This window comes from Amycolatopsis anabasis, from assembly GCF_009765355.1.
In the GTDB taxonomy this organism is placed as follows: domain Bacteria; phylum Actinomycetota; class Actinomycetes; order Mycobacteriales; family Pseudonocardiaceae; genus Amycolatopsis; species Amycolatopsis anabasis.
Map to the genome: position 1 here is coordinate 1,656 of NZ_VTHK01000107.1, position 12,985 is coordinate 14,640.

The window sequence follows — 12,985 nt, forward strand, 5'->3', positions numbered from 1 at the left end:
CAGGGTGAGGATCAGCGAACCGCTGAACTCCGGGAGGGCAAGGGAGGGGATCGATTCCGGGATCTGGCCGATGTAGTCGACCGCGGCGTTGAGCGGGACCGGTCCGACGCGCAGGTTGTGCAGCAGTGAATCGGCGACCGGCAGGATCGCGGTGATGATCACCAGCGCGATCAGGCTCGACGGAATCGATTTGATCACCCGGGCGGACACGAGCATGAGCACGATCGTCAGCGCCACCAACAAGAAACTCTTCTGCACCTGGTCTATTTCGCCGAGGATGATGATCAGTGCGATCCCGCCCATGAAACCCGACACCACGGGTTGGGGTATGTAGCGGATGAGCGAGCCGATCCGGCACAGCCCGAACAGGATCTGGAACACGCCGGCCATGATGAACGCGACGAACGCGCCCTCGAATCCGTGCGCGGCAATGACTCCGGTGACGACGACGGTGATGGGACCGGTCGGGCCGGTCACCTGGCCGGGCGTGCCGCCGAACACCGCCGCGAAAAACCCGGCAAAAATCGCGCCATACAGCCCGACAAGCGCTCCCTCCGAAGTACCGGTCGCGGTGATACCGAACGCGATGGCCAGCGGTAACGCCACGATGGCCACGGTCAGGCCGGAAAGAAGCTCTCTGGCAACGCGCTGGATCATCGGTCTCCGCTCCACGGCATGCTTCAATCTCGACCCACCGTGAGCCGAGCGGCCGACCAGACTTCCCGGCACTCCTGTCGTAAAGATGTCGCTAAGATCCGTAAAGGTTCCGTAAAGACCAGTATAGGGTGAGGTCAAGGTGTGCCGTTAGTGATGATCATCTGCTGTGCTGTCGGCACAGGACGTCGGTGAGCCGACCCCACCTCACCCGTGCCGCTGGCCCCAGGTTCGTCCAAGAAGACGGGGCGGATCGCCGCAGGCCTTGGCCGCCGGAAACCCCCGGCCGGTTGTGCCCGCCTGAAGTGACGTCAGTTGCGGGTGAAGTCGACGTCGCGGTGTTCGCAGCCTGGACGATGTCGGTGCATTCTGATGTCACCGGGGTGCTCGTGGTGGGAGGATCGTCACCGGACGAGGGAGTGCGCCATGCCGCTGGCCAAGGTTGGCCTCGCGCGCTGAGAATCATCGCGATGCCCGGGGCCGCTTGCGGCGACTCGACGTGGCTGGCTTGACCAACACCGGGTTCAGGCCGGTGCGGCACCCCTCTTCGGTCGGCCAGTCCAGCGCGGAGTCGATGGCGTGCTCCAGGATCGGGGACAGGGTGCTCATGTAGGTAGCACTGACCTGGTTGTTGTCCCTGTACACCAACACGTTGCCGATCACCGGAGGGCAGGTGTCCTGCTCGCAGAAGTAATCACTGAAGTCCAAAAGATGATCACCGACAGTACGGTCAGCCCGACAGGGAACAGCCGTTTGATCATCCGACCCCACAGCGGCCCGAGCACGATCCTGCCCCGAGCGCTGGCGCGGAACAGTTGCCCCGTGATCAGGAATCCGGAGATCAGGAAGAACACCTCCACGCCACCGGAGAACCGGCCCAACCACACGTGGTAGACCAGCAGCACCGATACCGCCCGCAGCCCAGCAACTCCGGCCGGTATCGGCGCCCCGCGCCCGACACAGCCGTCGACCGGACGCCCGCCCCGGGAGCGTTACAGCGGGCGCGATGCCGGGCCCTCGGATTCCTCTCCCGCTACGGGATGCTCCAACTACGGGCGACACTCGAACTACCCCGCCGCTTCCAGCCGGGCGCCTGCTGTGACGCGGAAGCCACCAGGCTGACCGTCGTGTCAACGGCTGTGCGGCGTGGCCGAAGCGATCGATCTCCCAGACCGGCGAACCTCGCCACTCGAACATAGAGTAACGAGTGGTGAACTCGTGTGGTCCCATCCACCCGGACGCCTGCCAGCCGTACCCGGCCAGGAATCCCACGCTCTCGTCACGCGCGCCATCCCGAAGCTCCGACAGCCAGCACGTGACCACGAAACCCGGTAACAGGGCGACTTCGACGCCGTAAAGACGCCGTGAGAAGGCGACACCGCCGGAAAGCCCGTCCGGATGTAGGGTGCGGCACCAGCCGCCGTGCCCATGCCGACGTGCCGGTCGCGCGCCGCTCTTCGAGGCCCCGAACAATCAGCCCGCCGACAGGTCCGATCACGACGCCAGGACGGCGCCAACGCCATGATGAAGTCCCACCACCCCCATAGTGGAAATGACCGATTTGTCGTAACCTGGGGAGATGCATGCCGACCACATGGCCGAGGAGTTCCCGGTCATAGGTCTGGACACCCTCGCGCTGGAAGCAGCCCAGCTCATGGCCGGCCACCGGCTACCCGGCCTCGTCGTCACCGATACCGATGGCAAGCCCCACACGGTTCTGCCCGCCTCCGAGGTGGTGAAGTTCCTGGTACCCGGTTACGTCCAGGAAGACCCCTCGCTGGCCGCAGTACTGTCGGAATCGATGGCCGACCGAGCCGCGGACAAACTAGGCGACAAGACCGTCCGCCACCTCCTGCCAGCCACACCACCCGAACTGGCCGCGGTCAACCATGACGACACCATCATCGAGGTCGCCGCGATCATGGCCCGGCTACGCTGCCCGCTGGCCGCGGTCATGCGCGACGGCACGCTGGTCGGTGTCATCACCGCGTCCCGGCTACTGGAACTGGTGCTCGCACCCCACTGATCGGTACACAACACCGCATCCGCCAGCTCGAACAACCCATCCGCTCGCGCGGCCAAGCAGTCGTAGAACTCCTGCCGGAACCGGTTCAGGTCCCCGCGCACCTGCCCCCGATCGACATCATGCACACTGATCACGCAGCCCTTGGATCGAACTTCCTTCTGTCGCAAGAGGAATCATCGACCAAGGGCTGCGTTCATGATCAACTGGGGTGCGCGTCGCCGACCGGCTCCGTCGGGTGGCCCGGGGCATCTCAGCCCCGGGCTCCCACGGAACGGAGCGTGACAGTCGCCCGTCACTCCGCTCTTCTCACCCTCCCCAGCTGAACTGGCTCTCCCATGCCCAGTGCTTGAACAGGCCGGGCTCTCGATCGAGGACACCGGTCCACCATGCCTTGCGGCGTTTGAAAGAGCGCAGCCTCTTGTATTTCTTCCGCGCCCAGCGCACCAGGTAGGTGTTGATGCGTCGTAGAAGGGGATAAAGCACCGACCGGTAGAACCGGCCGTAGTAGTTCATCCAGCCCGCCACGATGGGGTTTACCCATTCGGCGAGGTCGGCGAGATCGTCCCTGACGCGCATGTGGATCCGCCAGGAGCGGACCCGTTGACCCATCGCCTTGAGTGCTCCCGCGCTGACCGCGGGCAAGAAGGACGTGAACGCCTTCCCGTCCGGATATCGGGCTCTGCGGGGCCGGAACGTGTACCCCAGGAACGCGAACGCCGTGTGCTCGAAAGCGCCTCGACGTCTGCTGTCCTTGCAATACACGATCTTGGTCTTGTCGGGATGCAGGCGCAGCCCGACGTCTTCCATCCTCTCGGCGAGCGCGGCAAGGACGTGGCGTGCCTGCCGTTCGGTCGCGCAGTGCACTACCGCGTCGTCCGCGTACCGTTCGAAGTCCACGGCCGGGAACTCACGTTCCAGCCAGGAGTCGAACGCGTAGTGCATAAACAGGTTAGCCAGCACCGGCGAGATCGCGGATCCCTGTGGGGTTCCTCGGTCTCGCTCGGCAAGCGTGCCGTCGGGCTGCTGGATCGGAGCGGCGAGCCACCGCTTGACATACAGCAGCACCCAGCGTTGTTCGGTGGTGATGTTGGCCTGTACCGCCTTGACCATCAGGTCCCACGGCACGCTGTCGAAGAACTTGGCGACATCCAAATCGATGACCCAGTCCTTCTTCCAGCACCGCTGGCGACACCTAGCCACCGCGTCCAGCGCGGAACGACGAGGCCGATACCCATAGGAGTCGTCATGAAAGATCGACTCCGTGCGGGCCTCCAGCGCCATCGCCGCCACCGTCTGGGCGACCCGGTCAGCCACGGTGGGCACCCCGAGAATCCGGGTGCCTCCCCCGCCGCCGGACTTGGGTATCTCCACCGCCATCACCGGGGGCGGGAAGTAGGTCCCCGACGACATCCGGTTCCAGATCTTGTAGAGGTTGTTCCTCAGATCGGACTCGAAGTCGTCGATGGACTGCCTGTCCACCCCGGCCGCACCCTTGTTGGCCTTGACTCTCTGATACGCCTCCCACACCAGTTGCTTCGGAATGTCAACAGGCTTGTCCTGCGGTTGCGACATGCCCACTCGCTTCCTCCCGAGGGCACGCCCCGGTTGACCGTGCGAACAGATCGACAGATGAGCCGGCCCCTTCACTCCACCCCGATTACCGGGGCTTCACCACTACTACGAGCCGGTCCGCCAGCGGACGCCGCGACGGTACTCAACACCTCACAGTTTCTGCTGCTCGGCGCGCTCCCTCTCGCTGCCAGCACCGGGCTGGCAGCGGTGTCGACGTCCGCCTTCCCACGTTCCATGCAGAAGCCGCAGACCGGGCTCGCGCCGCCTCCATGCCGGACACCGCCTGGCCAATCAGCGGGCACCCGCCAGACTCATCCCGGCGCCATTTAACCGCCCCGGTTTTGATGTCAGCTGCTTGTTTCGACACGTCAACAGCGGTTCGCTTGCGCTCGCCTTCCCGATCCCCACCTGACGCGCTTACCACGCGCCTTCTCCTCAACGCTCACCACGACGGTCTTCAGCCAACGCAGCTTGAGGTGGTTTGAAGCCTCCCCCCGCAGGGCGGCTCCGAAGGACCAGACCTTCATCTCCTGCACAGCACCACTTCCAGCAAGGTCACCTAAACCCACGGGCAGACCACTGAAAGCCACACCCGGCCCTTCCGGGACACCCGAACCGATCACCAGCCCGGACACGATCAAGATAGGGACCACTGACCTTGGAATAGGTCATCTAGGCGGCGGTTTCGAATCGGCCCCTGGCCCCCGGGTGCCCCCAACGGGTGCCCCGGTCAGTGTCCGTGCGGCGCGGCTGGAAGCGGCGCGGGCCGGTGTTGGGGCGCACCGCCGGAATACGGGAGACTTAGAAAGGGCCAATGGTCCACTGAGGTGGGTGGTTGTCGGTTCTGGTGTGCCGGTGGTGCGCGGTGCGCGTGATGTGGGGTCTTTCGACCCCAGTCGAGAGGATCGTGGTGGGGCACAATGATCAGGTGAGCATTGTGTCGGAACCGCAGGCCTCGGATGTGCCGATGGTGGAGGTCGTGGTCGAGGAGCGTGGCCGGGGGCCGGTGTTGATCGTGCGGGGCGAGATCAACCACGTCACCGCGCCGCAGCTGGCCGAATCCGTCGCGCTGGCGTTGGGTGCTCGCCCGGCCGTGCTGGTGGTGGATCTGACCGGGGTGGTGTTCATGACCTCGGCCGCGCTGACTGTGCTGGTCGCCGCGCATCACGCGTGTGGGAAGGGCACCGCGTTGCGGATCGTGGCGACCGGGCGGCCGCTGCGGACGCTGGAGATCACCGGCCTGGCCGAGGTGTTCACCCTCTATCCCACCCTGTCCGCAGCCGAAGCCTGAGCACGCCCGACCGCATCGAGCCGTATCGTCAATGTCGGGCCCATCCTGGGGGCTCGAGGTGGGCGCGGGAAGTCTCACCCCTCCATCCCCACTACACAAGCGAGCGTGTGGGATCGCGCTGCGTCCGAGGGGACGAATCTTTCGAGAGGGAGACGAAAGTCCCAAGCGACGCTCCAATGCGGCCGCGGGCGAGGTCAGAAGCGCCAGGAACAGCAGCACTTTCAGGCCGGTCCACGTCGCAGCGCTGGCTGGTCGCCCCGGCGTCGACGTTGTGACACCCGGTGGGGCCAGGGTGGGGTGGGTGCCGGTGAGCAGGGTCTATCCGCGCGCGAATTCCACAGTTTCTTCGCCGGATGCGCACCGGCGTCCGCGCTTACTGCGCCGAAGGGGTGGCGGTGCGCTGCGGGTCGGCGCGGGAGCGAGAACACTGGCATGTGGTGGTGCCGGTGCTCCCGGACCCTGGCGCACCGGCACCACGGCCGGAGGGGTCGATCTCGCGCTGGACGACCACGGGGCTGACATCGCCGCACAGCTTCTCGAACGGGGCCGCGCCGCATTCTGCGATGTCATTCTGCGTGTAATGCCGGGAAGGGGTGGGTATGCCGGGATCATGACCACCATCGGCGAGAACGCCATGTTCACGCCGGGGCAGAAGGCTCCGGTCAGCGGGTTTTACACATGTGATTCCGGATGTGGGCACCGGTTCAGCACGAATGTGGCCGGGCATGTCCTGCCGCCGCTGCCCGAGGGATGTGCCGGCAGGGGGTGGCGGCTGGCCGAGCAGCGGCCCAGCTCCGGGGACGAGGCTGCCGGGCGTGGCTGAGCGGCCGCTGCCGGGCAACCGGACCGACCTGCTCGCGTTGGCCCGCCAGGCCGGTGTGCCGCGCGCCCAGTACCTCACCACCGGGGAGTTGCGGGACGCGCTACGCCGCCATACAGGCCGTGGCGGGCAGGAGCTGCGGCAGGACGAGCAGGGCCGCACCCAGCCCACCCACCCCCGGGAAGCGGACAACGTCCACGGCGACCCCTGACGCTGACCGTCCTTCCAGGCACGTCGGATTTCCGGGTCCATGGACCGCATACCGCCGGTGGAGCGCGCACAGGATCGGGTGTTCGGTGTGGAGTGGCCCCGCGACGGACGGGGTATGTCCTGGTTGTTCCCACGTCGTGGTGGACACAACGGGTGCGCAGCCCGGTGGGCCCGGGTTGTTTCCAGGAAACGGATGACACCGGGCCCGCCGAGCTGTTTCCGGCTCGGGTTGCGGCCTCGGTGCGGGCGGGTACCGTCGAAGACACGGACAATCCCGCGCGAACCTGTGTAGGCGTGGTGATGCCCGAGCTGCCCGAGAATGCCACCGTGATCCAGATCCCGCCTGAGCGGGGTCAGCGGTCGGTGCTGGTGGCGGATCGGGAAGTGGAAGGATATGCCGTGATCGTCCACCTCGCCGGGGATATCGACCTGGCCACCGTGGGCTTGCTCGATCAGCAACTGTGCCGGGCCGAGGCGGTGGCGATGCCGCCCGCACCGGTGATCGCCGACCTGACCCGGGTGCGGTTCCTGGGGTGCCGGGGCTTGGCGGTCCTGCTCGAGCACCACCACCGGTGCGCCCGCCGGAACCTGCCCTTGCGCCTGGTCGCCGACCACCGCGCCGTGCTCCGTCCGTTGGGGGCCACCGGCCTGCGGCGGGTGCTGACCGTGCGGCCGGGTGTCACCGCCGCCCTGTCCGCAGCCTGAACACGGGGTTTGGGGTTTTAGGGCTTTTCGACGAACGTGCGGCCCGGGACGGGGAGAACTCGACGGTCGTCTCGAGCGCGGTCGGCTCGGAACGGTTTCCGGGTCACCGAGGTCGAGGAGGACGACGCGCCACCGGGGTCTGGTCACCGCGATCATGGTCTGCGGCGGTCGCCACCGTGTCCGTGTCGCGGGGCTGGCAGCTCCACGGTCAGCACCGCGCCACCGGATCGCTCCGGCGGGCGGAGCCCGCGCGTGCGGGTTTGCTCCGCGCGCGGACGGGGCACCTATGGAGACGGAAGACATGTTGTCGTCTCGAAAAACGTGACCATGAGCAGCCATGATCAGACCTGGGAGGACCTGCGGGAGCAGGCCCAGCACCTCGGCATCGAGAACACCATGGCGCTGACCATCGAGCAGCTGCGGCGCGCGATCGACGAACGCCACCGCGGCGCCGACCCGAACCAGGCCCGCGCCCTGGCTATCGGTCAGCGCGCCTGACCGGCACCTGCCCCAGCGGCGCCGACCCCGGTGCTGGGCAGCACACGCGCAAGCGTCGTGTGCCCCTTCAGCACGTCCACGGGGTTAGTGGTCTAGTCCGGTGTGCCTCTGCCTGGTGTGGTCCGCCACTGGGTGCGGTCGCGGGCTTGGCTCAGCAGGCGTGCGCTGGATTCGAGTAACTTTCGTGTCTCCGTCTGCCGTGACCTGGCACGCCGACGCAGTTCCTCGCAAACCTGCGCGGCCGCGTGCGCGCGGGCCCGCGCGCACGCGGCTGTGGCGCGAGATGCGGGAACGACGTCCCAAGATCTAGCGGGGCTGGGGTCCACGGAGATCAGTCTGGACGGTTCGAGACCGATACCGGAAGTATCGGCACCGGTAGCCGCCGGATCCGGCAAGGCGCCACCCACTGGTCCGGGACCGCGGCGTGACCTCCAGGATCGTGCGGCGTGACCTCCAGGATCGTGTTGTGCAGATCGGGCGGGGCGTCTGGGCAGGACGGTGGTGCGTCGGGCGATCGCGGTGGGGTTGGGGGTGAGTCCGTCGGCGGCCATCTGGTCGAGCACCATGCGCAGTTCGACCTCGGGCCCGCCGATGCCGGCGGCGAGTTCGTCGACCGGGTACGGCCCCCAATCGTGGCGGCCGATCACCGCGCAGAGCGCGCGAAACCTCGCCCGGTCGGCCGTCCGGGCCGTGAAGGGCGGCAGCTCCGGCAGAAGCTGCTCCAGCCACGCCAGGGCGTCCGCGGCCGCGTGGCGTCGTCCGCGTTCCCGGCGCAGGCTGGTCACCCATGCGGCCGCCTCGGCGGCCAGGGTACTGGCAGGCCAGCTGCTCACGTTCGGCCTCCTTCACGGTCACTAGACTCCGCAGGGAGTGCCCGCCCCCGCACGCAAGCAGGGGAAATGGCGATCGTTGTTTGCCCTGCCCCACCCAGGCACAGTAGGTCTGTGGCGTGGTTACCCGCTCAGCGCCGCGTCCCGGGTCGGGTAGAGATCGAACACCTCACCGAGCCCGGCCAGCTCGAAGACCCTGCGCGTGGCGCGGCCGGACGCGACGATCCGCAGCCGCGTGCCCCCGGGCAGCGTGTCCCGGATGATGGTAAGCGCGTTCAACCCGGCCGAGCCGAGGAACCACACCTCGGCCAGATCCACCACCAGCAGACGCGGCGCCGACCGCAACGCCAGCGCCAACTCGGCCCTCAGGCGCGGTGCGGTGGCGTCGTCGATCTCGCCCCACCCCGCGACCACCACCGTGTCCACCCGTGGTGTGGAGATCTCCACCGTCAATAAGGCAGCAGGGGAAGGCACCGCCCCGGACAAAGCCGGGCGGCGCCGGATACCGGTCACCGGTCACATCCCTTTCCCGGTGCCTCCGCCGCGACCGAAGTGGGGGAATACCGCCGCGCCGTGTCACCGCGCTCGGAAACCACACGACCCCTTCGCGAGATCGCGCCCCACATCCACGGTAGCCGTGTCCACCTCATCCAGCAGGCCAACACATCATCCGCTTCCGCCGTGGGAAACCGGTGCCGAGCCTCAGGGACAACGGTGCGATCGACTGGAGCGGACGTGGCCCCACTCACCGCCGCAGACGGCGGATTTTCGGCAGGCGCTGGTGTGCCGATCGCGGGGCGATGTCCCGCAGCCGGACCCCGGCGACAGCGGATCCGCAACGCTCCCCGCGCGCTGGTCATGCTGGTCTTCGGGAGGGGCATCGCCATGCTCACCGCCGTCGTGGCCCGGGGAACGATCAGCCCCTCGAAGTCCAGCGAGCGTGCGAGAACGGGCTCGGTGACACCGGCACGAGCACCACCGAAGTCACCTTCCGCTCCGCGATCGCGGTCACGTGCCACACCGCGGACGGCACGTTCGCGATCCCGATGAACGGTGCCGCCGCGACCGCTCTGTTCGGCGGCTTTGGTCTTGTCATCACCCTGCTGCTCATGACCGCCTACACCGCTTCCGCTGCCGGCACTCCGCGCAGCACGGTCACTGAAGGTGTGTGGCGCGTTCAACAAGGCATCGGCAAGTGCTGTCACCGGAAGTGGAACTGAGCCCAGCGAGCATATCGCGAAGATCCTCGCCCCGGCCCAATCCATCCACTGGTTCGAACCCTCGTTGTCCACCCAGATCTCGGCCCAGCGGAACCGGCGTTCCGGAGACGTGCTGTTCCTCTCGGGGAAGAATGGAGCTTCTCGCCGTGAGAGGGTTCGATAAGCTCGGCCGCTGGGCCGAAAGCGGCGGGCCGGTTATCTCGGTGAAGAATGTTTGCGCGGGAGGCGGTTGTTCGCCACGCCAAGGAGAGTGTAGGTGACGACCATGGCCAGGATAATCCCGGTCGCCGCTATGGGCACGAACAGCAGTGTCACAGCGATTGCCGCTGAGAGCAGGGCTGCCACGCTCAGGGTTCGCCGGTTTTTGGGAGACATGGTGTTCCTTCGGCGCGGTTCGGTATCGATACGGTGACGCTCGAGGTGGCATTTACCCGTCTGGTACCCGTCTTCGTTCCTCGAGCGACCCTCTTGTGGAGGCGGGAAGCTGCGGTATCGGCACGCGCCGCGGTGACACGTAGCCACTGGGCGAGTGTCGTTGAGCAGCACTGGCCGGGATCTCCTGTCCATCCGGTGTGACTGTGTGACAGTGAGCGCCGACTGCGGCAGGACTGGGCGCGCTTATTTCAGGATGACTGCCGTAGTTGCTGGGTGAGGTCTTCCTTGTTCATGCCGGATGCCCCGCTGATGCCGGCGTTGCGGGCCTGGGCCAGGAGTTCTTCCTTGCTGGCTTCGCCGGGGTGAGGGCCGATGTGGTGTGCTCTGCTGGCCGCGAACGCGCGTCCGAGTTCCTCGCGACGGTGGTCGCTGAGCCGTTCCCGCATGCCGGGCAGCACGACCGACTCCTCTTCCTGGACGTGGTGCTCGACCGCCTCGACGAGTTCGGTCAGCACCTGGTCGAATTTCCGCGACTGGGGGTCAGCGCGAACGAGTTGCTCCATGAGCTGTTCGGCCTGCGCGTGCTCCTCCTGGCTGTGCGCCACCTTGTCGGTCTCGCCGGCCTCGTCGCGGGCGATCGGGTACACCTCCGCCTCTTCGGCTCGGCTGTGCGCGGTCAACAGGGCAGTCACCACCGGAACCAGCAACGGGCGTTTCTCCGGGGAGGTCTTCAGTTCCTCGAACAACCGCTCGACTTCGCGGTGGTCCGACATGATCAGGTCGACGACGTCGCCAGGCATGGGGTTCTCCTCGCATCCGCTCCGGTGTGTCGGCCGGGTTACCCGGCACCAACTACTTCCACACACATCAGTCACGATCGACTTCTCGCGATCTCGAAGGAGTGAAATGCGGAAGGAACTGCGCGGCCGCGCGAAGCATCCGATGACGAGCGTTTTCCCGCTAGGGTTCCGGCCGCGGCCATGGTTGTGCGGCGTGCTGGCTCTGGTCACCGGTCGCGCGAACTGTATCGCGAGCATGGGGATTTGCGGACGCTGATGCGGGTAGCCAGCGCGTATGTGGTTACGAGCGATGGGGCAGGGTGCCGCGGCTGGCCTGGCGGGGGCGCTGGTGATGACGGCGGGAGAGAAGATCGAGCAGCGGTGCACCGGTCGAGCGGATTCCCACGTGCCCGCCCGGACACTCGAACGCTTGGTCGGCTTGCCTGAGGCACCGCGGCGGCAGCCTTGGGCGCTCAACGTGGCCATGCACGCGGGACAGGGCATGCTGCTGGGCGTGCTCCGCGGTGCGATGGCGTCCGCGGGTCTGCGTGGGCCGTGGGCCTCGGCCATGTTCTGGGCAGTACGACTCACCAACGACCAGACCCTGGAAAACGCCACCGGTGTCGGAGCACCGCCCTGGACCTGGCCACGCCGCGAAGTCGTTGTCGATCTCGCGCATAAAGCCGTGTACGCCACGGTCACCGGGCTGGTCGCCGACCGCCTGGCGGCACGCCACGGTCCGGGGCCTGGTCAGATCCACGCGCGGAAGCGGAAGGGGCGCCATCCGCACATCGGCCCCCCGCCGCGCCGGGACGCCTCGACGGATGACTGATCCGGCCCGGGGCAACCAGGAGGCGGCTAGTATTGGAAGGCGTCGACTCCGGCTTGTGCGCGGTGGGGTTCGAGGAGGGCACGTTGCCGACTGGCTCTGTCGATCAACCGCCGGAAGTCGATGTCGGGGAGTCGCGTTTTCAGGTCGGCGAGCTGGTCCAAGGTATTCCACAGTTGTTTCTTGCCTTCGATGCCCATGATGAGGACTTCGAGTTCTTCGAAGCGGCTCAGCGGAGAATAGGTCGCCACCCGCCCGTTGGGTTTGAGGCGTCCGATCCGCTCCGCCAGCGTCGTCAGCGCACCCTTCGCGAGATTCCTGCGGATGCGCAGCCTGCGCATGATGTCGCCGAACGTTTCCACGTCCTCGGCGATTTCTGCCGCTACGCGCGACAACGTGTCGCCGAGTTCGGTCGCTCGGTTGGCCTTCTGCGCCCTTCGCGCCAGTTCGCGCCAGGCGATGCCCATGGCGAGCTGGTCGTTGAGGTAGATGCTCAGGAATCGGTCCATGGTGGGTAGGTACCCCGCTCGTCCGCAGTCCGAACGAACCATCCCCGACGAATGCCGCGTCGCCGCGACCGCAGCCCGGCTCGAACACGGTAGCGATGCCCTGCCGAGTCGGCCTCAACCGCCGAGATTGGAGACGGCGGAGTTGAGGTTCCCCGCGATCACTTCGAGATCGTGTGCGGAGAACTCCCGCCGACCGAGCCGGTCGGTTAGCGCTTTGCGGGACACGACGTACAGCGCGCCGGGGTGACAGCCACCTTCCAATTCTTTTGCGGGCACCACGGTGACTCGCCCCTCGAGCAGCACGAGATTCGGGTCCGGCTGCTTCGACTCGAGCAGCTCACGCACGTCGGTGGTGGTGACGGTTTCCATCGGCTTCCTCGCTTTCGGCGGCACCACCAACGAACTACCCGCCCACCGGGTGAGATAACCGCCGCCGGACCCGCTCAGCCCGTGCCTGCTGTTCACCATTCGGCCGACGTACGTGTCCCACTCACCACGGCGTACAAACCAGCGGACACAGTTCGAGTCATTCCGCAACACCGTGAGCTGCCCCGGACATCCCGTGACCCGAATCCGGCCGCGACATTCGCGCGGGCACCTCCACGGTAAGTCCCGCACACCATCACGGCACGCCAAAGGTCACCGCCGCATGCCCTGGCGCGGACGC

The 12,985-nt window shown here is 67.0% G+C and carries 16 protein-coding genes and 1 pseudogene; 8 read left to right on the plus strand and 9 right to left on the minus strand.

The window, feature by feature from the left end; genetic code table 11:
* The 3 genes and pseudogenes from FXO23_RS51385 to FXO23_RS49210 form a co-directional block, all read right to left on the minus strand.
* Positions 1-657, minus strand: a 657-nt coding sequence (locus tag FXO23_RS51385) for a SulP family inorganic anion transporter (protein ID WP_246258594.1), incomplete at its 3' end; no start/stop codon positions are given.
* 459 nt (positions 658-1,116) lie between these two features.
* A complete protein-coding gene (locus FXO23_RS49205) occupies positions 1,117-1,317 on the minus strand; it encodes a hypothetical protein (protein WP_158895901.1) in 201 nt (66 codons plus the stop codon).
* 47 nt (positions 1,318-1,364) lie between these two features.
* Positions 1,365-1,615, minus strand: a pseudogene (locus FXO23_RS49210) (acyltransferase family protein); the annotation flags it as partial.
* 618 nt (positions 1,616-2,233) lie between these two features.
* On the opposite strand from FXO23_RS49210, the gene FXO23_RS49215 reads away from it, so the two are divergent.
* Positions 2,234-2,680, plus strand: coding sequence for a CBS domain-containing protein (locus FXO23_RS49215; protein WP_158895903.1), 447 nt, complete (start codon positions 2,234-2,236; stop codon positions 2,678-2,680).
* Between the two features lie 306 nt (positions 2,681-2,986).
* Here FXO23_RS49215 and ltrA read toward each other — a convergent pair whose 3' ends face one another.
* Positions 2,987-4,252, minus strand: a complete 1,266-nt coding sequence (gene ltrA / locus FXO23_RS49220) for a group II intron reverse transcriptase/maturase (protein ID WP_158895906.1) — start codon at positions 4,250-4,252, stop codon at positions 2,987-2,989.
* 928 nt (positions 4,253-5,180) lie between these two features.
* Here ltrA and FXO23_RS49225 point away from each other — a divergent pair.
* The 5 genes from FXO23_RS49225 to FXO23_RS49245 all read left to right on the plus strand — a co-directional run bounded on the left by FXO23_RS49225 (position 5,181) and on the right by FXO23_RS49245 (position 7,776).
* Positions 5,181-5,543 carry an STAS domain-containing protein gene (locus FXO23_RS49225; RefSeq protein WP_158895908.1) on the plus strand — a complete coding sequence of 121 codons (363 nt, stop codon included), beginning with the start codon at positions 5,181-5,183 and terminating at the stop codon, positions 5,541-5,543.
* A gap of 580 nt (positions 5,544-6,123) precedes the next feature.
* Positions 6,124-6,366 (plus strand): hypothetical protein, encoded by a 243-nt coding sequence (locus FXO23_RS49230; RefSeq protein WP_218952429.1) that lies wholly within the window; start codon positions 6,124-6,126, stop codon positions 6,364-6,366.
* Positions 6,359-6,574, plus strand: a complete 216-nt coding sequence (locus tag FXO23_RS49235) for a hypothetical protein (protein ID WP_158895909.1) — start codon at positions 6,359-6,361, stop codon at positions 6,572-6,574. Before FXO23_RS49230 ends, FXO23_RS49235 begins: the two co-directional genes overlap by 8 nt.
* Before the next feature lie 299 nt (positions 6,575-6,873).
* A complete protein-coding gene (locus tag FXO23_RS49240) occupies positions 6,874-7,278 on the plus strand; it encodes an anti-sigma factor antagonist (protein ID WP_218952430.1) in 405 nt (134 codons plus the stop codon).
* A gap of 327 nt (positions 7,279-7,605) precedes the next feature.
* Complete coding sequence (locus FXO23_RS49245) at positions 7,606-7,776, plus strand: hypothetical protein (RefSeq protein ID WP_158895914.1); 171 nt, start codon at positions 7,606-7,608, stop codon at positions 7,774-7,776.
* A gap of 92 nt (positions 7,777-7,868) precedes the next feature.
* Here FXO23_RS49245 and FXO23_RS49250 read toward each other — a convergent pair whose 3' ends face one another.
* The gene (locus tag FXO23_RS49250) at positions 7,869-8,609 is read right to left on the minus strand and encodes a hypothetical protein (RefSeq protein WP_158895916.1); all 741 of its coding nucleotides are present in this window, start codon (positions 8,607-8,609) and stop codon (positions 7,869-7,871) included.
* A 120-nt stretch (positions 8,610-8,729) separates the two neighbouring features.
* Complete coding sequence (locus FXO23_RS49255) at positions 8,730-9,119, minus strand: STAS domain-containing protein (protein WP_158895918.1); 390 nt, start codon at positions 9,117-9,119, stop codon at positions 8,730-8,732.
* Between the two features lie 533 nt (positions 9,120-9,652).
* Between FXO23_RS49255 and FXO23_RS49260 the strand changes: the two genes are divergently transcribed.
* Entirely contained in the window at positions 9,653-9,826 is a 174-nt protein-coding gene (locus tag FXO23_RS49260; protein ID WP_158895920.1) for a hypothetical protein, read from the plus strand.
* 623 nt (positions 9,827-10,449) lie between these two features.
* On the opposite strand, the gene FXO23_RS49265 is transcribed toward FXO23_RS49260, so the two are convergent.
* Complete coding sequence (locus FXO23_RS49265) at positions 10,450-11,001, minus strand: hemerythrin domain-containing protein (protein ID WP_158895922.1); 552 nt, start codon at positions 10,999-11,001, stop codon at positions 10,450-10,452.
* Between the two features lie 274 nt (positions 11,002-11,275).
* On the opposite strand from FXO23_RS49265, the gene FXO23_RS49270 reads away from it, so the two are divergent.
* Positions 11,276-11,812: a hypothetical protein gene (locus tag FXO23_RS49270; protein WP_158895924.1), complete on the plus strand. Its 537-nt coding sequence runs from the start codon at positions 11,276-11,278 to the stop codon at positions 11,810-11,812.
* Between the two features lie 26 nt (positions 11,813-11,838).
* Here the strand turns inward: FXO23_RS49270 and FXO23_RS49275 are convergent, their stop codons facing one another.
* Positions 11,839-12,318, minus strand: coding sequence for a hypothetical protein (locus FXO23_RS49275; RefSeq protein ID WP_158895926.1), 480 nt, complete (start codon positions 12,316-12,318; stop codon positions 11,839-11,841).
* Positions 12,319-12,432: 114 nt separating this feature from the next.
* Entirely contained in the window at positions 12,433-12,687 is a 255-nt protein-coding gene (locus tag FXO23_RS49280) for a hypothetical protein (protein ID WP_158895929.1), read from the minus strand.
* Positions 12,688-12,985: the final 298 nt, after the last annotated feature.